This window comes from Akkermansiaceae bacterium, assembly GCA_024233115.1.
Classification (GTDB): Bacteria; Verrucomicrobiota; Verrucomicrobiia; order Verrucomicrobiales; family Akkermansiaceae; genus Oceaniferula.
In genome coordinates, this window is sequence record JACKQB010000002.1 from 374,230 (window position 1) to 397,476 (window position 23,247).

The following is a 23,247-nucleotide window of genomic DNA, read 5'->3' on the forward strand; positions in this document are numbered from 1 at the left end:
TCTCTTGTTTAAAGTTGTTAGTCCGGTCGACATAAAAAGAGTGCGCTTCCCCTGGCCGGCAGGGCAAACCGGGAAAGCCCGTCACGGGTGAGCACCTCGCCTGTTTCCAGGGAGGTGAAGGTCCGGCAGTCTTCGATGGGACCCGTCCAATCGGGGGAAACAAAGTCCGCCTCATCACTCCAGTTGTAAAGTCCCAGCAGGTGGCTGTTTTCCCCGACCGCACGGTAGCTTGCACAAGGGAGGCCGTCGCGCGACCAGAACCCCATGTCGGCAAAATACACACGCCCCCCGGAGGTCTCCGAGCCCAGGCACTGGTCAATCCACTGCAACGCCTCGTCATCCCAGCGCACGACATCACCGCCGGCCTCGACGAGCATCCCCCCCACCCGGGCGTAGTTCACCCAGGTCTGCATGGCGGCCTGCTCCATGCCTTTGAACACACTCACGGAGTCGGCATCCGGGATGGGTTGTCCGGCACCACCGCAGAGCGACGGCAGAATACTCCAGCGGACGTTGTTGAGCACCGTCTGCCAGTTGCCGTCGCGGGCGTCCATCGAGTCACGGTAGCTGTCGATGTAGGCTGCGTGCCAGGGTGCTCCCATGGCGAGCCAGCAGCCGAGGTTCAAGAACCCGTCCTCGGGAAGGTAGCTGCGCAGGGTCTTGTGCAGCCACTCACGCCACTCGGCACCGCTTTTGTCGGAGTACCGGTAGCGGATTTCGGGGTTGTCTGTTAGATGGGTCGAGAAGTCGGTTTTCACCGCCTCGTACCCCCAGTCGTGGAAAATGGTTTTGAACGCCTGCTCAAGCTGGCGCCGGACCTCGGGCACCGAGAGATCGGGGAGCAGGTGCGACTCATGGCCGATGTCGATGAACCAGTCCGGGTGCTTGAGTGCGACGCGGGAGAATTTGGAGGTTTCAAACCCGAGCCAGATTCCGGGGCGCATGCCGAGATCCTTGACCTTTTTTGCAAAGCCGTCGAGGCCGTCGGGAAACTTGTCGTAATCCACCCCTTCGCCACCGTCGAAAAGGAATGAGATTCCCGGGCAATGGTGGAACCACGGCAGCTCGCGGTCCAACGCATACAGCCGCTCCCCCTGCGCATTCCGGTCGAGTTTCGACGTGGAGCCTTTGGAGGGCATGTAACCATCGTCGAGAAGATACCATTGAATCGCGGGCAGAGCCTCCTTGACCCGGCGCACTGAGGGAAGCAGCTCCTCCTGGTTCGCCTCCCAGTACACGAAGTTGTTCCAGGTACAGAAAAACCGCTCCCTGATGAGCGGGTTGAGCTTCCCGCGGGTTCCGGTCGAGCCGGCGAGTTCCCGCAGGTAATCCCGCAAGATGTTGTTGAGGTTTCCGTCCGGCTGAAATTGGATGAAGCCTGACTCGCTGAGGGTTTCCCCCGGGGCGAGGCTCCGGGATTCAATGCCTAAGAAGCGGTGCACGCTCTCCATCCGGATGCTGTTGGTGCCCGACCACTTGATTTTTTTCCTCTGGTGGGCGTGATTCTGGCTTAACGGCCCCTCCACAAACGAGGGGGCGTCCCAGCCATCCGTTAGAACAACAACCTCCATGTGCGGCAGCTCGGGGCAGCGCTCACTCAGCGCGTGCCACTCATTTTCGGGCAAGGCGGCAAGCGGTGGCAAACCGATCACCTTGTCCGGATCGTAGTCATTCACCCCGGTGACACGCGGATGCAGGGAGTAAAGGGCATGGGGGGCTGTCAGTCCCGCATCCCAGGTGATTTCCCCGGGTCCGAGCTTGAGCTGATGGATGTCAATCGGCTCATCCCCCCGGTTGCTCACTTGCAGGCCGTAGATGAAACTATTCCCCGAACGCCTCAGCGACACCTCGCAGAAAAGTCCGCCCGAGACACATTGCCAACCGCACCCCTCCTTTTCCCGCCAGGGCGCTTCTGCTCCCACCGAAGAGGAAACCGAAAAAACCAGCGTGGCGGTAATGCCGTTGTTAGAAATACTGTGATAGAGATCCGTTGTCATATGAGGTGAACTATTCCGCCCGTTTGTCGATATATCCGTGTTTGAGTTTCATACTTACCCTGCCGAGTTCAAGGAATCGACCGTTAGTGCTTCAGAGACCGGGTTTGGCGTCAGCAGGGATGCGGCAAGGACGCCGGCGGCACCGTTGGTGTTGATCCGGTTTCCGAGATCCAGTTGACAAATCCGAATGCAACCCGAGCCATGGCTGATCTCGCCAGCCACCACCACGGGTGTCCATTCGTCCGGCCCGCCAAAGCCCGAGCCTCCGGTGCCTGAGGTGAGGACCGGCTGCATGTCGTCGTTCGGAAGGATACACGTTCTGAAAAACGGGGTGATGTATCCCGCGTCCTCGTCATGCCAGAATCGCAGATCGTTTTCCCCAAGCTGGGACACAATCGGATGGCCAGTGTCACGTGAGGCAAAATGGCGTTCACACATTCCCGTGGGCACAATCTCAAGCTCGGCGCTTCCAATCTGATAGACACCCGGTGGCGGGGACAAAAGCACCAGCAGGCCGCCGTTTTCCACAGCCGCCAGCAGGTCTTGCCTTTGGTCGTCATAGACAGCCATATCATCAATGACGGTGACATCCGCAGCGGCGAGGGTGTCCGTCACGGCTGCCCCGAGGTTTTTAAGCACCCTGGCAGCCTCGCCACGGTTCGCCGTCCCTCCGCAATAACCGCTGAGCTTCTCCAAGTTGGGCCTGGGAAAGACGAGCAGACTTTGCTGGCAGCGATGCACCGCCCCTCCATTTCCATCCACCAGGGTGAGCGTTACGCAGAGTTTTTCACGCCCGGAAATGCTCGATGGTATTTCCACTTGCACATCCCCCTGATAGAGTGCCCGACACGGCTTGATGCTGGCGGCGGCACCTCCCGACGCGATGAGATTTCCCGATGCATCCTCAATCTGATAGTGCAGTCGATAGTCCGCCGGACAGTGGTGGCCGTCATTGGATAGCCATGCCTCAATCGCCATGCTCTCACCGGCGTAGCCGGAAAAGCGGTCGGTCCGCAGGCTGACAGCCAGGGGGGCGAGTGCTTCCCGCAGCGCAAAGTACCCCGCCTTCGGTTTGCGATGCACGTCCATGATCGTCTTCATCCAGCCCGACGGGAAGGCATCGATAAACAAGTGGACCGCGCAGGTCACGCAGTCGTTGTCACGCCGGAATGCCTCGACCATGTGACGCAGGGCATAGCCTTGGAAGGCATGGCTTTTCTCCACCCACGCGTCAATGCCGCCGCGTGGAGTTTCATACCAAAGGTGGTGGAACTTGTAAGTCTGGTTGTAGGGGATCGGGTCGGGGAGCCAGTGGCCCTCGGCATCGCGAGCCGTCATCCATTCGGCAGGGTAATGCTGCCGCATGACCTCCACGGAATCCAGCGCCTCCACACCGAACTCACCACAGCCGTGATACCAGTCGGTTTTACTCACCTGCCAATAGCCGCGGTGGAATTTTCCAAAGTCGATACCGTGGTTTCCATACCAAAGATTGTAACAATGGCGGTCGGCAATCCCCGGTGACGGGGGGTCGTAGTCACCATCGACCGCCTTGATGACCCGGTCCGGGTTGGCCTGGCGGACCACGGTGTCCGCCATGGCATACCAGGCGCGCTGCTCCTCGAAGTCGAGGTTGCGGTGCGGCTTGGAATCGCCGTTCGGGAACGGCTCGTTCATGTAGCTGATGATCACGCACGAGGGGTGGGAGCGAAGCAGCCGCTCCATCTCACGCGCCTGTCTCAGCGCCTCGTCGAACTGATTGCGCCGCAGGCAGCCGAACATCGGGAAATCACTCTGGGAAAGAATACCCAGCATGTCAAAATGATCGTAAATCTCCGGCTGCACGGGGCGTTGCGTCATGCGGAAGAAATTCAAGTTGCAGAGTTTGGCCAGCAGCACATCATCGATCAACTGCTCCCAGTTCTTGTTGATCACGCACTGCTGCATGTGCCCCATGGTGTTGGCACCGCGAAGGCGGATTTCCTCGTCATTGAAAAACATCCGCCCCTTGGGCACATTCTCCTCGTCCGAGCGGAAGCTGCGTATGCCGAAATGCTGCTCCTTGGTGTCAACAACGGCACCATCGTCGGTGACGAGGCTCGCCTGAAGCTGATAGAGCCATGGCTCGTCCATCGACCAGACACGGGCATCCCGGATCGTTTCCCGGATCTTGAAATAATTGACACCCGAGCCGCAGAAGAGCCGCATCTCCTTGTGGTCGTCCGGCTTCACCATATCACCAAAACCCGGGATTTTTTTTGTCGTCGGCACATACCGGCCTTCGAGGACAGCGTCTTGTTTAAAATTCCTTCCATGCACGGCATAAGCAATCCCGGCCTTGATGGGAAGCGGGGTGGTGTTGTAAACCTCCACCCAAATCTCAATCGACTGCCGGTCCGGCATCGGTCGCACGTAGAGGTCGTGGAGAAAAAGTGACGGGCGGTGCTCGATACATACATCCTGATAGAGCCCCATCCCCGGAGGGCAGTGGCACCAACCCCCGCTGGAATCATCCCAACCCGGACCCGTGGCACCGTAGATTTTGTCACCTTCCCAGTCCGGCTTGCCCCATGGCTTGTTAGACATGCAAATGGCGTCATTGTCCACCCTGACCACAATGGTGTTCCCACCCTCGACCGCCCACTTGCTGATATCGAATTCAAAGGGCGCGAAAAACCCTTCATGGCTACCGACGCAGGCACCGTTGACATAGACATGCGCCTTGTAATCGACCCCCTTGAAACAGATGAAGGTACTTCCCAGGGAAAGGTCCGCGGCGCTGAATTCCACCGTCGTGCGGTAGAATGCGGTCGCCACACCCTGCGGGCCGCCATAGTGCGGGATCGTCACCTTTTCCCACTCGCCGCCGCCTTGAATGACCTGCCCGGTGAAATCGGATTGGTCCGCGGCGGTTTCCATGCGCCAATCGAATTCACCCAGCTCTTGCACCTTGCGTGTCGGGTCTAACAATGGCGCGTGATTGATGAGAAAGCCGCGCATCTTCTCGCGCAGACTTTTCAGCGCCTGCTTGAGCCCGGCCTCGTCCGTGATGGTGTTGAACTCCGGTGCCGCGACTGGTGAGGCGTGCCGCTCCAACACGTGGTGATCGAGCTCAGGCGGCTGCGGCTCGTACAGCCCCTCGGTAATCACCTGCTTGTCCTGGCTCGTGAGGTCGGCAAAAAAGTCGTTGTTTGTTGTCATGATGGTAAAAATCAGCTGTTGGACACCGTCCATCAGGCGCCAATGTGGAGCATGCCCCATAGTAGTCCGATGATACCAGCGATGGAGGCAGCGGCGTAGATGATGCCCCGCCAGTCGTCCCAATCCCATTTGCGGAGCTCCCAGTTGCTGTTTTTAAACAGCTTGCGGTCGTCGTATCGGCTGGGGTCCTCCGTGGTCAGGCGCATCCGCTCGGCATCCTCATCGTGGTTGCTGGAAACCGGTGTGCGGAGCTTCGCGTAGAACACGTCAAGGTGCCGTTTATCCTGCGGCCTGGTTAAGAGACCGACAATGAACATCGCGCCGAATGGCACGATCATCTTCAGCGAAATGGCGATGGTTTTATTCAGCGACGGCGTGTTCTCACTGAGGTCCACCCCGAGTCCGTGCAGGGCTAACAGCTCAACGTTGAGGAAACCCTCGCCCATGACCCGACCCTGCCCGTCCTTGACCAGACTGGTCCAGAAGATCGACTCCGCCGGAATCTCGTAACTATCCTCGAAGGTATCGCCGAGCTTCAGCGCCTTGGGCTCGGAGCCGACGGATTTGCCCACGGCGTGCATTTTCTGCCATTCCTCGATATCGGACAGCCTTCTGCGCACATCCCCCTCCGTGGCGACATAGGTGCTGCTGGCCACGATCGGTTGGGTCTGCATCAGCAGTGTTTCATTGTAGCGGAGTCCGGGAACCAGGGGGACGAGCACAGGCAGAACGAGAATCATCAGGAAGGTCAGCACCATCGAGCACCATGCCGCCTTGGCATTGGCCCGCCGCCAAAGCAAACCCATCCAGATCGCCGCCGCCACCACGGCATTAAACAGAACCATGTACTTGAACATCGCCATGATCCCCTCCGAATACATGGCGATGGCAATGCCGCCCACAATATAAAACCCACAGAAAAACCGCCCCACCATGAGATAATGCCGGTCCTCCTTATCGGGTCTGAACAAACGGTAAACATTGTTAGTAAGCAGCGAGGAAGTGGTGAGCATCAGGGCGTCCGCCGTACTCATCAGCGCGGCCATCAGGCAGGCGATCATCAGCCCCACCAAACCGATGCCCAAACCACCGAGAAGATCCCTCGTGGTGTGCCCCCAGATGTAGTCGGGGTTCTGAATCGTCGAGCCGTAGAGAATGACCGTCAGCATACCGATGAATATCCAGATCACCGTGCAGAATCGTTTGATGACGATCCCTGAAAACAGCCCGACCCTCGCCGTCTGGTCGTCCTTGGCCGAGGCACTGGCCGTCATTTGGTTCGCCTGCCCGATCAGGTTCACGCCGCCCACAATCGTGAACGCGAGCAGATAATACCAGGTGAGATCGACGAGCCGGGGCGAGCCGAACAGCTCCAGCATCGACTGCGGAAGCTCCGTATGCATCGCCTTAAACGGAGACACCCCCGTCTGTTGCACCACCTTGATACAGGCAAAGGGAATCAGGATCAGCGTGAGAATGACGATGAAGATGCCCTGGATCATGTCGGTGACAAAGGCGGCCTCCAGACCTCCCGCAACGGCGTAGAGCAACACCATGATTCCGACCACTATCATCAGCAGGTTCGGGTTGACGTAGCTGAACTCACGCCGCGGCTGCTCCAGGCGCAGGTTGACAAGCTCCTCCACCTCCGCGTTGCCCAGGCTTGTGGCCGGGGCCTTCTCCAGCTCCATCCAACGGACCGCGCGGTCATGCTCCAGCTTTTCCTCGCTCGTAAGTTCCACCGTGGGTTTTACGGCAATGGCGGAGATGGTCGCCGACATGGCCTTGAATCCCATGGCCGCAACCAGCATAAAGAAAATCGCCTGGGTCACGGCGTAGAACGCGGACATGGATTTCGACTGGTAGCGATCGACAAAAAAATCCGCCATGTTCAAAAGGCGCAGGCGTCGAAGGATCAGCGGGATAAACCAGAGGAAGGGCATGAACAACACGCCCGTGGACATGATCAGCCAGCCGCCCGCGGCACCGCTTTTTCCGGTGCCCGCCGTGGTCGTCACCACCGACTCCGCACTGGTGCCCTGGCCGAAGGCGGCAAAGGTCTGGATCCACTTGCCGAAGCTTCTCCCCGCCAGGAAGTAGTCGTCCTGACTCTTCACTTTTTTCGCCGCGCGGTAACCAATCCAGATGGTAACCGAGAAGTAGGCGACGATAGCAACGATATCAAATGGATGTAGTCCCCAGAGCATAATGTGGTTTGCGGAAGGAAACTAGCGGAAAACCACCGCCATGGGAATGGCATATTGACATGAAGATTTGTCTTATCCCACTACTTTGCCGTCCCAAACCACCAGATGCGTGAAAAAACAGCTTCGGGGCGGTCGGTCCATGTGCATTTGAGGAAGCGTCGCATTGCAGCACCTTTTTCGTCTCATTACTTAAGCGACATATCGATATGCTTCACAACCTGTTGAGCCATGACCGTGTAACCCTCGGCTTTCCAGTGGAAGCGGTCCCCCCGGACCAGATGCAGCTTGTCGTTCATCAGGATGTAAAGGTCATTGATACTCACCTGCTCCTGTTTCATCAACTGGGCAGCCATTGTGTTGCGCGCCACGATGGTGGGGTTGATCTCCTTGTTGAGCTGCTGTTTCCCTTGCTCATGCACCTGGGTGGTAGTGCACCAAATCAGGCGGGCCTTGGGAGCGCTCTGTTTCAATACCTCCAGATAAGCTTTCAGTAACCCGGTATACTCCGTATCGAGGATTCTCCCTTTAGGCCAACCATGCAGCCCGATGTTAAAATGAATCACATCATAACGCCTGTAGGCAGCCACCTTGCGCAAATCCCCGTGGAGCCCCTCGCTTTTGAGATGCACCGGAGTCAGCCAGCAATCGACATTGGCCCGACCGTGCAGCGACTTGATCACAGCACCGCGGTAACCATTCATGATTGAATCACCGATTAACAATACATGGGGCAGCTTATCATCCACCTTGCTGGCTGGGTAAAACCTCCATGTCCCCCCATCGGAATGCAGCCCCAGTTTTTTATCCGTCTCTGCGGCTTGTGCTGGGACCGACAGCACTAACAAAAACGAGGCGATCATGTGATATAACGTTTTCCTATTCATGGTATGTTATCAATGGACGGGTGATTTCTGATACGTGTGAACCTCGCAAGCTAATGACAATATGTTAGAAACCGATACTGGCACCACCGTCGACCGGCAGACAGACGCCGGTGACAAATTGGGCGGCATCCGAGCACAGATACACCGCCGCATTACCGATATCCTCCGGCTGGCCGAAACCCTTCAGCGGCGTGCGCCCGAGAATCTTCGCCTTTCGCTCCGGGTCATCCATCACGGCCTTGCGCATCATCTGGCTGTCGATCCAGCCCGGCGCGATGGCGTTGACGCGGACTCCACGGTCTCCCCACTCGCACGCCAACGTGCGCACCACCCCCAGCATACCCGCCTTCGCCGCTGCGTAGGCGGTGACGTAGGGAATACCGAAAAGCGATGTCATCGACGCGATGTAAATGATGCTCCCCTGCCCCCTGGTGAGCATGTTTTGCCCGGCTTTCCGGGTCAGGGCATGCGCCCCCACCAGGTGCACGTTGAGAATGTGCTGGAACTCCTCCGCGCTGACATCCTCGCTTGGCTTTTTAAGATGGGCACCGGCATTGTTGACCAGGATATCGATCGGCCGGTCTGCCTCAAGCTCATCGATCAAGGCGTCGGCCTGGCGGTAATCGAGCACATCGTGAATCCTGTATGACGCTTGGTGTCCGAGTTCCGAGCAGGCTTTTTGCAGCTGGGTTTCATCACGGCTGCACAAGACGACATCCGCGCCCATGCCGACCATTGCCGTTGCGATGCCATACCCGAGTCCGGTGCCTCCGCCAGTGATGAGTGCCCTTTTACCTGCTAGGGAAAAGGGTGTATTTTCAATGCTCAATCCATTTGTTGGTTGGGGGTCGATGTATTGAGTGGGAATCATTCCTCGATGGTGACGTTGGCCCCTTTGGGAAGGATGAGTTGCTCGCCGTATTTGGTGATTTCCTCCCCCGGTTTGGGGATGCCAATCGCAGGATTGCCGGGCCAGCCGCCGCGTTTGCCCACTTCGCTGGTGATTTCGCCAAGCAGGGTATCCATCGGCTCGCGTCCATCGACATTGACCTGCCATTTCCCCAGGTTGTTGTGCCCCCTTCTGGCTTGGTGCTCCTTTTTGAAATTCACCCGGACATTGCCTGAAATGACATTGCCGCGTTCACTGCTGCGGGCGCCGACGACTTCGAGGATCCTGCCGTTGACCCAGACGACGTTGTCCTTGACCGTTGTGTATTCGGCGATGTCATCCAGGGCCAGCACGGACGAGCCGGGCATCGCGCGTGATTTGAAAATCACATTCTTACGCCAGAGGTTGTCCTTGCCGATGCACCAGGCGTAGATGGCACCGCCTTCATTGAGTTTGGTCTGGGGTTCGGAAATGACGTTGTACTCCACCACATTCTTGCGCGAGTGCAGGTAGGGCTTCATGTTTTCCCGGTTGAAATACGGTTTTTTTGCGCGGATGGCATCCTGGACCTCCTTCGGAAAATCCTCCGAACGGAGACAGAAAAAGTTCCACTCGTGCCACTGCCCCTGGTACACCCCCTTGAAAAACCTACTGGGCATATTCATGTACTTGGGGTGCATGCCGACCATGGAAATGGAGCTGTATGCGGAGCGTTGAAGCAGGTTGTAGCTGATCGTGTTATGGCCACTCTGATAGATCTGCACGCTCGGCGCATGCCAGTAATTCCCCAGTCCGTGGTCGTGGATGTAGTTTCCGGTGACGGTGTTGTTTTTACTGACGTCCAACGTGCCGGGGCCATACCCCTCCAAAAACACCCCGCCGGAACCCGTCCAGCCGATTTCGCAGCGTTCGATCCGGTTTCGCTGGCCGTAGTGGTTGATGGTAATGCCATACGCCCCGGTGTGGAGGATGCGGCAGTTTCTAACAACACAGTCCGACGTGCCGGAAAAATAGAGTGCGGCATCGACGTTCTCCCACTGCCGGCAGAGCCAGTGGTCCGGCCATTGGTTCTCCGGCACGCGATCCGTGTAGGCGAAGGTGATGCCCTCGAAGGTGACGTTGGTCACGTGGGCGTTTTTCGTTTCGTCGCCTTGTAGGTGAACCAGTTTATATAAGCTCGGCGCGTGGCTCTTTGCCTTGCTCATGTCCTCGCCGTCCTTCGGCCAGTAATAGACCCGGCCAAGCGCCGAATCCAGCGCCCACTCGCCCGGTCGGTCGATCAGGCAGAGGGCGTTTTCAAAACGATACCCGCGCTCGTGGTTATTCCGCGAACCCGCCAGATTGAGCAGCTTGCTGTTCCAGCGGAGGGTGCCCGCCCCGGAGTTCACGTCGGTGACCACCCCGTTGCCCATGACGCCGTACTGGGCCATGATGCAGACCATTTCCACGTCTCCGTTGGAGGGAAGAAAGCGCAGTTGCTCCTTGTTGTTAAAACTCACCAGTTGGCCCTGTTTCTCAGGTTTGCCAGGCTGATGGTCCTTGGGCCATTCCCTCCAGAACGCGTGGCTGGACTTCGAGCGTTCCGCACGCCGGCCATTGACAAAGAGGTAGTGGAATCGCCACCCTTTCGGCACATCCGCCACCCAGAGTTTTCCCTTGGCGTCTGCATGCACGCCGGGCAGGTCTTCCGTGAATGGTTTCCAGTTTTTAATGAGGCGCACGCCACTAACAACCGGTGACGCACCATCAACGGCGCGGTAGCTCACATGGGAGTCCTCCGGTCCGAGATCCAGTGTCCGGTCGAGGTTATAATGCCCCTGGTGCAGATAAACCGTGATCTTTTTCGCGTCATTCCCCGATTTCATTTCCCGGGCCTTGTCACGGGCCGCCTGCAGCGACTTGAGAGGCTTTTCAGGTGTTCCGGAATTGGCATCATCCCCCGTCGTCACAGACACATGGATTTCATCGCGCGCCTGGTTTTGCGCCCACAGTTGCCCCACGCCAAGAGCCATCATCACTAACCCTACTGTTATTTTTTTCATCATATGTTTGTCTTCATGGTTAAGCCCACACCATTGCGCGGAACTTTCCTCGGGGGCCACGATATAAGTTCATTCCACAACAGACAATGGCTTATCATGCTGAACATTTGGCATTTCATCCTCTTTTCGCTGAATGTAAACCCACGGCTGTTTTACTCGACAACTTTCCCCGCCCCGAGCAGTATCAAACGCATCCCGATTTGCAGTAAGCCATGCGACACACCACGACACCTTACGAAGCAGCCTTGCGTCTCCGGGTAGGATACGGCAAAGCCGTGCCCAAGGAGGGGGAAAGCGAAGACTCCCCCTATCGCCGCCGCACCCTGCGCCCCGACGGAACGCCCGACTGGCACATCATGATCGTCCTCGAAGGCCGCTATATCATCTGCCCCGATGACGACATGCCCGTGACCCTCTCACCCGGCCAGGCGGTGTTGTACCCGCCCCACATGCGGCAGGACAGTATGCTGCATCGAGATTACCAGTCAGGCCGGACATTCTGGGCTCACTTTTTTCCGGAAATCTCGATGTTGCCTTTTTTGCAATGGCCTGCGTCCGGGCTAGGGCCGAGCATCATCAAATGGGACGGCCATGAGACCCTCAACCGCCAAATCCTGGGGGCGTGTGACCGTTGTGTTGAATACTTTGACTCCACCTACATCCGCAACCGGTCACTCTCGTTGTTAGTGCTCGAGGAACTCCTGCGGCTCATTTACCAGGTCCACCCTGACAACAGATTGGACCACCTGGACAACCGTGTTGCCACGGCTCTTCAATATATTGCCCAGAACATCACAGCCCCGCTGAGTGCCAAAAGCATTGCCGGGGCGATTGGTTTGTCGGCATCAAGGTTTTCCCATATTTTCGCCGTCAACATGAATTGCGGCCCCATGGAGTATGTGGAAAAACAGCGTATCAGCATGGCCAAAAGCATGTTGGCCAACAGCGAAGCGCCCGTATCGTTCATTGCAGAAAAATGCGGCTTTACCTCCCCCTATTATTTCTCGAAACGGTTCCGTAAAAACAACAAACTGAGTCCATCCGAATACCGCAGGAAGGCCCATCAACAAGGGGAGTGAAACCGCGGTGCTTTTGGTGCGGAGAGCTGTCCCCCCTTTGGCATGGCTTGTGTGTTCCTTCGTCAACCACCATCCTTCACCGGCGACGTGCTGCGGGAAATCACATCATCCGTGGTGCAAATGCGGCGATGGCTCGCCGCCCTCAACAATAAAAAAGTGCCCACATGCCTTCTCGCATGTGGGCACTTTCAGCTCGTTATAAAAATGAATTACTCGGCCTTGGGCTCGTTGGGTTCGGCAGGCTTGTCTTCTTTCGGCTCTTCCTTCGCGGGGGCATTGGCAAGCTCGGCTTGTTTGGCCTTGGCTTGATCGAGCACTTTACGGAGATATTTGGCGGGTATCAAGACCGGGGCGCCGCCTGAGTCCTTCAGGGCGACAGTCAGGCCTATGAATTCACCGGCTTGGGTGAAGATGGGGTTACTCATGGCGACCCCTTGCACAATGTAGAGGGTGCGGGGGCGGGTCACAATCGCAGCCACCGAGCCGAGGCTCACACGCCCCTCTGAACGCATATTCTCGGGCAGACGACCGATACCGACCAGTTCATCAAGGTGCTTGACTTCGACATCCTTGGAAACATCCACGGCTTTCACTTTGAAATCCTTGGCTTTGTCCCCCTTGGGATCGATTGCCACAAAGGCCAGGCCGAGGTCTTCGTCGTGAAGCACGAGCTTGGCATCGTATTCCTCGCCACTGCTATCGAGCACCTTGATCTCGGCAAGATCGCTTTCGAGCTTCAGGCCGGGGCGGCTCGCAATATTGGCCGACAGATCGGGCTTGATGGTGCGGTAGGCGACGGCGACCAGACCGTCCGCGACAACAACGCCATTGGTGGTCAGTTGTTTCTCCTGGCTACCGGCAGGCTGGCCGTTCATGCTGGCCTCGATTTTAAGCAGGCCCCGCACCCCCAGAACAGACGGTACATTATCGGCAAAGACCTTGCGGGCAGCTTCTTTATTATCGGCATGGGCGGCGACTGTTGCAGACAGGCTCAGCCCGGCGACAGCGATGGTTTTAATCATTTTTGTTAGCTTCATGATGTTTATTGTTAGGTCGTTGTTGAGAATAATCATTTCGTCCCCCAGATCGGGTGAATTTCCACAAACCGGGTTAGTTTTCCACGTTTGACGAGGAGAACGATGTAATCGTTTTTCCTGGCCTCGATTTGCGCGAGTTCTTTTTCGAGCATCTCGAGAGAGGTGACTTTTTTTCCATCGATGGTCAGAATCACGTCCCCGCCCGCCAAGCCGGCCAGCGATGCCCAGCCTGCCCGCTCGACGCTATCGACGTAGATGCCGTCATTGATCTCGGCTTCCCTGGCATTGTCTTTTGCCGGAGCCCGGAGTGTGCACTCGAGGGTTTTGTTGATCAGTTTGCGGTATTCACTGGCGGACTTGGGAGCTGGCTCCAGCGCACACTTGATTTTCTTCGCCTGGCCGGCGCGGACGACATCAAAGACGATGGTTTCATCGCTGGGGTACTCGCGGACCATACTGTCGAATACGTCTGTATCACTCTCACGCTCGGCCCGGATCACCTGACCGTCCATTTTCAGGAGGAGATCGCCTTTTTCAAATCCTGCTTCGGCGGCTTTTGAGCCGGGTATGATCTGGGTGATGCGCACTCCCTTTTTACCTTTGATGCCTAAAAGCCCGGCGAGATCGGGGGTGATGACCTGGGTTTCAATACCGATCCAGGCATGCTCGGCGGCGGCGGACTGGGAATTGTTCGGCTCCTTGCCGAGCTCCACGACGGTGGCGAGAAGCTGGCCATTGCGTTCGAACTCCACCATGGTATCCACCCCACCCTGTTTCCCGGCGAGCCGGGCACTGGTGATTTTTTCCAGATCCGCCAGCCCCCTTACCTTTTCCTGGTTCACGGTGAGGATCAGATCGCCGGGAGCGAGGGCGGGCTTGGCAGAAGCAGCGGCACCGGCTTTATTGATACTGGAAACACGGACACCGTCTGTGTTGTCGCGCTTCAGGGCCAAGGCACTTCGCACGGTCAGGTCGCGTGCTGTCACCCCCCATGAACCCAGGGCCACATCCTTGCCCTTGGCCTTGGAGCGTTCGACGGTTTTGAGTCGAGCCGATTGCTCCTTGCCACCCCTTGTGAACTTCACTTCGACCTCCTTTCCTACCGGAGTGCCTAACACCACACGATTAAACAGAGGCAGGTGCTCGGGAGCCGTTGCATCAACCTCAACTCCGTCAAAATGGGTGATGATGTCCCCCGCATGAAGCCCGGCCAGGTCGGCCGGTGAATGCTCAACCACCGCGGAAACCAGGACACCTGCCCCTTCTTTCCGCGACTCGAGTCGTGGCTGGGTAATGAGGCCACTCCAAGAACGACGCACCCGACCGTGTGCAATGAGCTCGTCGGACACATACTTGGCGATATCAGCTGGAATGGCACCACCGAGCGAACCAAGGCCGATTTCGTTGACCCCGATGATTTCACCACGCAGGTTTACCAGCGGACCGCCGCTGTTACCAAAATAGATCACTGCATCGTGACCGATCCAGCGCACGAGGTCACCGACGGTTTCGCCGTCTTGTTTCAGCCCGTTGGAATTACCCGGAGCGATCATTTCCATATTGGCGACCACACCGAGGGTGACCGACTGGGAAACACCGGCAGGCGAGCCCATCGACATCACGGTATCACCGACTGAGAGCGTGCCGATGTCGCCGAACTTGGCCACCGGGAGTGGCTTCATGCTGTCGGGCACCTGGTCCATGTTCAATTTAATCACACAGAGATCGGTCTGCGGATCGGTGCCGACGACGGTGGCATCGACCTTGGTTTTATTGGCAAGGCGGACCCAGACGCGGGTGCCGTTTCCTGCCACGTGGTGATTGGTGAGGATATAGCCGTCCTGGTGGATGATCGTTCCGGAGCCGGTGCCACCGGCCTTTTGCATGCGTCCGTCTTTGGGGGTCTCCATGATCACATGGATACGGGCCAGTGACGGGTAGACCTTGGCAATGGCGGCATCGATCACGGCTTGATCCGCGCGATCAGCAGCAACGATGGCCGGGGCCGCCTCTTGGGCGGAGGCTGGGAAACCAGAGAGGACTAACCCTCCGAAGCAGAGAAAACCTAGTGTAACAATGTGATGATTCATGGATAGCGTATTTAGAAGCATGGATGGAAGCCAGCCCCTGGTGAACCCTCAGCGTCAAAGAGGGTGCTGTTTGTTTAGTATTTTAACATTTTAGTTCTGGGAATCAAAATTATCATCGCCCTTGTTGGTTAGATAATGTATAATACTCTCGTAAAAATTGCCATTGTGGTATGAAGAGACCGGCTATGAGCGAACTGAACATTGAATATTTACAACTCGTCACCCGACACCAGGCGGCGATCTGTGGATATATCCGGAGTATTGCGCCGGGTGTCACGGCCGACGACGTGCTCCAGGAGACCAACATCGTGCTCTGGGAAAAAGCGGGGGAATTCGAGCCGGGCACCAATTTCAAGGCCTATGCCTTCCGCATCGCCCATTTCAAGACCCTCGAGGCACTGAGGGCGCAAAAACGCGACCATTGGCTGCAGTTTGATTCCGACATCCTGGAGTCCATCGCCAGGCACCAGGTGGAGGTGGAAACCGACCAGGCCGGGCGCCAGCACGCGCTCAGGCAGTGCATGACCGAGCTTGACGATGAGCAGCGGCGCCTCATTCACCTTCGCTACACCGACGGGCAAACCGTGCGCCAGATCGCGGAGGACATGCAACGCAGTGAGGGTGCCCTGCAACAGCTTTATTTCCGCCTGCGCAACGCCCTCAGGCAGTGCATCGAGCGCAAACTCATCGAAGAAGGGGGTCCGGCATGACACGCGAGACCATGGAGCAAATCGACGCCCTGCTCGGCGGCAGCACCACCCCGGAGGCGTTTGCCGGACTACAGCGGGTGTTGCGCAGCGACCCGGTCGCCCTGGCCCACTACTGCCGGCAGGCGGAGATCCACGGCAGGCTGGAATGGGAGCTGGGCTGCCGGGAGAACCAACTCTCTCCGGTGCATATTCCGACGACAGCCAGCCGCAGGAAACTCCGGGTCCGATGGCATCAACAGCCCATGGTGTGGGGTTCGCTGGCAGCCGCGCTCGCCATCCTCATGGTCGTCACCCTCTACCGGGGCACCACCGGTCAGGGTGACACCGTTGCCATGGAACCCGCCGCATCCCTCCCCCGGCAGCCCGTTTCCGCTGGCGCTCCCATTGCCAGGCTGACCAAATCCCGGCAGGCACAGTGGCGGGAATCCGACCGCCCGGACAGCCCGTGGTTACCCCCCGGGAGAATGCACCTCCTTTCCGGCACCGCCGAAATCTGCCTGGATTCCGGCGCCCGCGTCATTCTCCAGGGGCCCGCCGAGCTGGAGCTGGTCTCCCCTTTCCTCGCCAGACTGCTGGCAGGCAAGGCCACCACCCACATCCCTTCACAGGCCGCCGGATTTGTGCTGGAAACCCCCTCGTCCAGTTTCTCCGACCAGGACAGCTCCTTTGCCGTCGCCGTCGCCGGGGACGGCTCCACCGAGGTGCATGTGATCCGGGGGCTTGTCGAGGCCACACCGCGCGCCAACCCCCAGCTCGCAAAAATGCTCAGCAAGGACCAGTCCCTGCGCCTCGCAGACGACCACATCCTGACGGGCACGCATGAAAGACATTCCATCCTGAGTTTCGCCGCCGACTTGCCATCGCCCATGGACCAGCCGCCCAGCCGCTACCTGCACTGGCCGATGGACCATGCCGAGCAAGAGCAAACCGCAGAAACAGGTGACCACGCCGGTTCTGATTTCCGCGCGAGCATTCTCGCCCGTCCCGGCACCTCGGAAAATGCCAGCGCGGACTTCATCAAGGGCCGCTTTGGCAATGCCGTCCAGCTCAACGGCCGCGGCGCATTCCTCTCCTCCGGCTTCCCCGGCATCGCGGGCGCCCAGTCCCGCACCGTCGCATTCTGGGTGAGAATCGCGCCGGACACCCCGGTCAACCACGCCTACTCCATGGTCGCCTGGGGAAAACCCGATGCACAAGAAGGCGGCAAGTGGCAGATTACCTGGAATGTGGACGCCCACCGCGAAGGCGGCCAAAAGGGTGCCGTGCGCACGGAATTCGGCGGCGGATACGTCATCGGCTCCACCGACTTGCGCGACGGCCGCTGGCACCACATTGCCGTGGTTTATCTCGGCGGCGAGTCCACCGATGTCGCCACCCACATCCGCCACTACGTCGATGGCCAACTCGAAAAAATCACCGCGTCAAAATCCAAAATAATCAACACCAGCCTCATCGCCGACGAATCCCTGCCCACTTACATGGGCAGGCGCTTGGAAAACGACCACCTCAGCACAGGTTTCAAAGGCGCTCTCGACGAGGTTTACATCTTCCCCGCTGCCCTCACCCCGCAGCAGATCAACGATCTTTACCTGGGCAACACAGCACCCCGGTAGGAGGCGCTTTCCGACCACCTCCTGGATTCTTCCGTCGGCTCTGGTGCGGAGACCGCGCGGGCTTGCATATTTTCAGGCGGAGCACATTTGCACCCCCCTTCCAAAAAAAATTCTTTTTCCGCGTAATACTCCGCAGTTTTCCGCCATGTGGCAATGTCAGGAACGAATCCGGACTCATTCACGATACATCACACATGAAAACAACACTACTCAGCCTCGGCCTTGCCGCTGCGGCGACGATGACAAGCCAGGCCGCGATCACCGCGAACTGGGACTTCAACAACGCCAATGACAGCGTCAGCTCGACAGCAGGCACTCTCAATGGCGGAGCCACGCTTAGCGGAGGCAAACTCAACCTCACCGGAACGGGTGGCTTTGATGCCGAGACTGCTGGCGGACTTGGCGGCACCGGTTCGTTTACAATCGTCGCTGAGTTCACTACATCAGCCAATAGTGATCAGACCATTGTTGCCTACAACCCAGGTAACGGGGTGACAGGAGGCCAAGACATTCGTTTCTTTGCGCAAGCCAACGGTAACTTCCGCATCGAGATGAACGCTGGAGCAGGCTTTGAGCTAGACTTGGGCACTCTGAACCTCAACGATGGAGCCACACACCGTGTTGCCGCTATTTTCGACAGCGGCACCGGCGATAGCTTTCAAGACCTTGACATCTATGTGGACGGCACGATCTACAATGTCACAGGCGGCACAGATCACACGATTAACCTCACCACTGGCACAGCGGCAGACGATAACGTGAGTTTTGGTTATCAGCTTAACAATACAGGGAACCGCGTGTTCACGGGGTCAATGGAATTCGTTCAAATCCATAACACAGCTCTGAGCGCTGCCCAGATCACCGCGATCCCGGAGCCCTCCTCCGCAGCCCTTCTCGGTCTCGGTGGTCTTGCTCTGATCCTGCGTCGCCGCAAGTAGGGCTCCGCTGGTATCTGGCAGACCCTGCATGCAAGATGTCTTACCACGCCCGTCGGATTCCGCTCCGACGGGGCGTTTTTTTTCTAGTGGAAGAGCTTTTCAAGCTCTTGGGCAATTGAAAAAGGGCTTGAAAACCCCTCCTACGTACCCCCCGCCTTATTTGTAATGAAACGCACATTTTTTTCCAGCCTCGCCACCATTTTCGCTTTCGCTTCCCTAGCCGGCGCGGCGCCCAACATCATCTTCGTGCTCACCGACGATCTCGGCTACGGCGACCTCGGCATCTTCCACCAGAACACGCGTGACAACGGCGCGGGCGGCGGCATCGCCGGCGACGGTCTGATCAACGGAGCCGAAGAAGCGCATATTCATACGCCGAACCTCGACACCCTCGCCCGCGAGGGTGCCATGATGACCCGCCACTACACCTCGGCCCCCGTCTGCGCGCCTGCCCGCGGCTCACTGCTTCTGGGCCGCGACCAGGGCCACGCCAACGTCCGCGACAACAGCTTCGACAAGGCACTGGAAGACAACCACACTCTGGGGACTGTGCTAAAAAGCGCCGGTTACACCACGGCGTGCATCGGAAAATGGGGGCTTCAGGGATCGCCGCAATACACCGCCGCCGCTGATGCCTTCCCCACCAAGCGTGGCTTCGATTTCTTCTTCGGCTACCTCGACCACGGCGCCGGCCACCGCCACTACCCGAAAGAGGACAACAACGGCGGGAACCCACTCATTATCTGGGAAAACAGCACGAATGTTACCAGCGGACTCGACAAGTGTTACAGCACCGACCTGTTTACGGCCCGCGCCAAGAAATGGATCGTGGATCATCGGGCAGCCACACCGGGCACTCCCTTCTTTCTCTACCTGACCTACACCGCACCCCATGCCGCGCTCGAAGTCGCCACCCAGGCCTACCCGTCATTCAGCGGCGCAAACGACAGCCTCACCGGAGGCTTGCAGTGGCTGGGCACTGCCGGCAACATGATCAATACCGCCAGCGGCACGGTGAACTCCTACATCCACCCGCAATTCTCGGCTTACAACGCCAGCGGAGCCACCGCGCGCCATGGCTCCATGATCCGCCGCATCGACAACGGCATCGGCGACATCAAGCGGTTGCTCGCTGATTTAAATATCGATGACAACACCATCATCGTCTTCACCTCGGACAACGGACCGCACCACGAGGGCAGCAGCGTCGTCGTCGGCATCGGCGCCGCCCCGGAACAGGACCCGCGCAACTTCCAATCCTACGGCAACATGGACGGCACCAAACGCGACCACTGGGAGGCGGGCATCCGCGTGCCGACCATCGCCTGGTGGCCCGGCAACATCGACAACAACGACAACAGCACTCCCATCAACTCCACCCGCCCGTCCGCATTCCACGACTGGATGGCGACCCTTATCGACGCGGCTGGAAGCACCCCTCCCGCATTCAGCAACGGCGTCTCGCTGCTGCCCGAACTCACCGGAACGGGAACACAACGCGACAAGGGTTACCTCTACTTTGAATACCGCGCCGGTGGATTCAACTCCACACCAACGTATTCTGACTTCGACCCCTCGCACCGGGGGCAGACGCGCAACGAACTGCAAACCATCTTCCTCGACAACCCAGCCGATGGCATTCGCTACAAGGGCGTGCGCTACAACGTCACCAGCCATTCGCAAAACTTCCGCATCTACGACGTCGATCTTGACCCCGGAGAAACGAACGACCTCGCCGCCAGCCACACGGCACTGCAACAGCAGATGAAGGACAAGGTGCTGCAAGTGCGTATCGACGGCGACTACCCCCGCAGCTATCTGAGCAGCCAGAACGCTCCGCCCGCCACCCCCGCCAGCACCGTCAACGGCCTCGATTTCAAAGCCTACACCGGCACCTGGGACTGGGTGCCGGAAACCGCCTGCCTCTCTGCCGCAGCCAGCGGCACCAGCACCGGCCTCGATCTCAGCAAACGCACCCGGGACGATAACATCGCGCTCGAGTTCACCGGTTACATCTCCGTGCCCACCGACGGCACCTACACTTTCCAGATGACCACCGACAGCAGCGTCGGCACCAACGCCTCCGGCGGCATGATGTGGATTCACGATGCCCATGTCATCGACGACGACTTCAAGCACAGCGGGGCCGCCAAATCCGGCAGCATGCGCCTCAAGGCGGGCAAGCACCCGATCCGCATTCTCTACAAACACAGCACCGGCAGCCACGATATCCACCTGCAATACTCAGGCCCCGGCATCGCCCTGCAAACCGTGCCTGAAAGCGCCCTGTTCCGCAACGGCGTTCCCGACCCGGAACCCACCGCCAATCCGGACAACGCCAGCACCTCCGGCACCACCCCGGTCAGCATCCCCGTGCTTGCCAACGATACCGACGACGGCGCGCCGTCACCACTCAGCATCCAGTCGGTCACCTCACCCTCATTCGGCAGCGCCGCCATCAACGGGACGCACATCGACTACACCGCCGACGCCGGAAAATTCGGCACCGACCAGTTCAGCTACACCATCACCGACGGCACCTACACCGCCACCGCGCTGGTCACGGTCAGTGTTACCGTGGCATCCGCGGATCTCTGGTTTCCGCTCAACGAAACCTCCGGCAGCACCGTCGCCGAGGCCGGCGGCACCATTCCCGGCGCACACGTGAGCGCCCCTGTGCATATCGCCGGCAAACACGGATACGCTCTGAACTTCGACGGCGTCGATGACCTGGTCAGCCTGACAGGCGTCACCCTGCCCACCGGAAACAGCCCGCGCACCGTCGCCGCCTGGGTGCGTGTCCCGGCCACTTCCGGGGTGGAAAACCAAGTCATTTTCGGCTACGGAGTCAACAATGACGGCGAGCGCTTTTCCTTCCGTCTCGATGTCGCCGATCCCGCCAACCAACGCCTGCGCCTGGAAGTGCAAGGCGGCTCAATCGTCGGCAGCACCAGGATCAACGACGGCGCGTGGCACCACGTCGCCGTGGTCATCGAAAACGGCTCCACCAATGTCAACGCCGCCAAACTCTACGTCGACGGCGTGCTTGAAACCGTCAGCAGCTCCAGCTCGCAGACCATCAACACCAGCGCCTCAGGAACTCCAGCCATCGGTGCCTCCAGCCACGACCCCACCTACAACTTCAAGGGCGACATCGACGAAGTCCGCGTCTGTCACTCCGCCAAAACCGCCGGGGAAATCGCCATCCTCGCAGCCGACACCAACCAAACCGCCGCCGCATGGCTCTACCGCCACTACGCAGCGTCACCTCCCGCATGGACCAGCGATACCGACGCCGACGGCACTGACCTGCTGGGCGAGTATGCCTTCGGTGGAAACCCGCACGTTTCCGACCGCCCGAACGTCACCGCCAGCTACAACTCCGCCAGCGCCAAGCTCGAAGCCACCTTCACCCGCCGCAAAGCCGGCACCCACGACCTCACCTACAGCATGCAGGTCTCAAACGACCTCAGCGACTGGCTCACCCTCACCGCCACCGAGCTTTCCACCGCCCCCCACCCCACCCTTGGCAATGCATTCGAACGCGTTACCGTGGAAACCGACGCCACCTCCGCCACCGAACCCCGCCTCTTCATGCGCGCCGTTGCAGAGTAGCCGGGGTGTGACGTTTTTTAGGACACGTCGGCTTTAAAAATTTGGAAAACACGCTTGAAATCACGTGTGCCACTGAGCTACCGTTCCACTGTTATAAACATCCTTCATTTTTTTCTAAAGGAAATACAACCAACAACACTGGAAAACACATGAAACTGCAGCACACACTCATGGCTCTCGCTGCCTCGACGGCTTTTTCACATGCGGTCAGCATTGCCATCAACTTCGCTGAGAACGACGCCAACCAAGGCTTCGCAGGCGGAGCCAACATCGGCCCCACCGGTATCAACAGCAGTAATTGGAATAACACCATCAACCGCAGCAGCGGCTCGTTGGCAACCGGCACCCAGAACAACCTGATAGACGACACGGGCGCCGCCACCACTGCTGACCTGAGCTGGAGCTCGTCCAATGTTTATTACAATGCTGACGGCACCGCAAACGACGAGCGCAAATTGGCGGTCGGCTATCTGGACGACGGTGCCCCGGGCGTTTCGATCACGGTGACAGACATACCATACAGCAAGTATGTCGTTCTCGGGCTGCTGGCTTCGGACCAAGCCGGTGGTTCCACATACATCACCAGGGATTTCCTGGTCAATGGCGTGAATGTCCTGGGCGGAACCGCCACCGCCTACAACGGCGTCCTGACCAGTTGGAACGCCACGGGCAACAACTGGAATCCGGTGACCACCTCCACCACCGGCAATTACTGGACCAGCGCGGAGCAGACCAGCTCGACACTCACCATCACGGGCCTTCCCAGGAACGGAGACGAGCGCGGCTCGATCACCGGACTGATTATTCAGGAAGTTCCGGTCCCGGAGCCATCCTCTACAGCCCTGCTCGGTCTCGGCGGACTCGCCCTGATCCTCCGTCGCCGTAAAGGCTAAGGAGGACACGGTCCTGCGCCGCCGGAAGCAGGCTCTGGTCCCAACCATTCTT

Annotated in this window: 12 protein-coding genes and 2 pseudogenes; 6 read left to right on the forward strand and 8 right to left on the reverse strand. The window is 58.7% G+C overall.

Annotated elements, in window-relative coordinates:
• Positions 1-17: 17 nt before the first annotated feature.
• The 6 genes from H7A51_05815 to H7A51_05840 form a co-directional block, all read right to left on the reverse strand.
• Complete coding sequence (locus H7A51_05815) at positions 18-1,997, reverse strand: alpha-galactosidase (protein ID MCP5535738.1); 1,980 nt, start codon at positions 1,995-1,997, stop codon at positions 18-20.
• A 54-nt stretch (positions 1,998-2,051) separates the two neighbouring features.
• Positions 2,052-5,198 carry a glycoside hydrolase family 2 gene (locus tag H7A51_05820; protein MCP5535739.1) on the reverse strand — a complete coding sequence of 1,049 codons (3,147 nt, stop codon included), beginning with the start codon at positions 5,196-5,198 and terminating at the stop codon, positions 2,052-2,054.
• Positions 5,199-5,230: 32 nt separating this feature from the next.
• Entirely contained in the window at positions 5,231-7,405 is a 2,175-nt protein-coding gene (locus H7A51_05825) for a sodium:solute symporter family protein (GenBank protein ID MCP5535740.1), read from the reverse strand.
• 185 nt (positions 7,406-7,590) lie between these two features.
• Positions 7,591-8,289 (reverse strand): SGNH/GDSL hydrolase family protein, encoded by a 699-nt coding sequence (locus H7A51_05830; GenBank protein ID MCP5535741.1) that lies wholly within the window; start codon positions 8,287-8,289, stop codon positions 7,591-7,593.
• Positions 8,290-8,353: 64 nt separating this feature from the next.
• Positions 8,354-9,160 carry a glucose 1-dehydrogenase gene (locus H7A51_05835; GenBank protein MCP5535742.1) on the reverse strand — a complete coding sequence of 269 codons (807 nt, stop codon included), beginning with the start codon at positions 9,158-9,160 and terminating at the stop codon, positions 8,354-8,356.
• Positions 9,157-11,223, reverse strand: coding sequence for a right-handed parallel beta-helix repeat-containing protein (locus H7A51_05840; GenBank protein MCP5535743.1), 2,067 nt, complete (start codon positions 11,221-11,223; stop codon positions 9,157-9,159). Before H7A51_05840 ends, H7A51_05835 begins: the two co-directional genes overlap by 4 nt.
• 209 nt (positions 11,224-11,432) lie before the next feature.
• On the opposite strand from H7A51_05840, the gene H7A51_05845 reads away from it, so the two are divergent.
• Positions 11,433-12,299 (forward strand): helix-turn-helix transcriptional regulator, encoded by an 867-nt coding sequence (locus H7A51_05845; GenBank protein ID MCP5535744.1) that lies wholly within the window; start codon positions 11,433-11,435, stop codon positions 12,297-12,299.
• A gap of 209 nt (positions 12,300-12,508) precedes the next feature.
• On the opposite strand, the gene H7A51_05850 is transcribed toward H7A51_05845, so the two are convergent.
• A complete protein-coding gene (locus tag H7A51_05850) occupies positions 12,509-13,336 on the reverse strand; it encodes a trypsin-like peptidase domain-containing protein (GenBank protein MCP5535745.1) in 828 nt (275 codons plus the stop codon).
• 32 nt (positions 13,337-13,368) lie between these two features.
• The gene (locus H7A51_05855) at positions 13,369-15,426 is read right to left on the reverse strand and encodes a PDZ domain-containing protein (protein ID MCP5535746.1); all 2,058 of its coding nucleotides are present in this window, start codon (positions 15,424-15,426) and stop codon (positions 13,369-13,371) included.
• Positions 15,427-15,611: 185 nt separating this feature from the next.
• Here H7A51_05855 and H7A51_05860 point away from each other — a divergent pair, with 185 nt between their 5' ends.
• The 5 genes and pseudogenes from H7A51_05860 to H7A51_05880 all read left to right on the forward strand — a co-directional run bounded on the left by H7A51_05860 (position 15,612) and on the right by H7A51_05880 (position 23,195).
• Positions 15,612-16,136 carry a sigma-70 family RNA polymerase sigma factor gene (locus tag H7A51_05860; GenBank protein MCP5535747.1) on the forward strand — a complete coding sequence of 175 codons (525 nt, stop codon included), beginning with the start codon at positions 15,612-15,614 and terminating at the stop codon, positions 16,134-16,136.
• Positions 16,133-17,749 (forward strand): LamG domain-containing protein, encoded by a 1,617-nt coding sequence (locus tag H7A51_05865; GenBank protein MCP5535748.1) that lies wholly within the window; start codon positions 16,133-16,135, stop codon positions 17,747-17,749. Before H7A51_05860 ends, H7A51_05865 begins: the two co-directional genes overlap by 4 nt.
• Before the next feature lie 863 nt (positions 17,750-18,612).
• Positions 18,613-18,687: pseudogene (locus H7A51_05870) on the forward strand (PEP-CTERM sorting domain-containing protein).
• 165 nt (positions 18,688-18,852) lie between these two features.
• Positions 18,853-22,302: a sulfatase-like hydrolase/transferase gene (locus H7A51_05875; GenBank protein ID MCP5535749.1), complete on the forward strand. Its 3,450-nt coding sequence runs from the start codon at positions 18,853-18,855 to the stop codon at positions 22,300-22,302.
• Between the two features lie 812 nt (positions 22,303-23,114).
• Positions 23,115-23,195: pseudogene (locus H7A51_05880) on the forward strand (PEP-CTERM sorting domain-containing protein).
• Positions 23,196-23,247 lie beyond the last annotated feature (52 nt).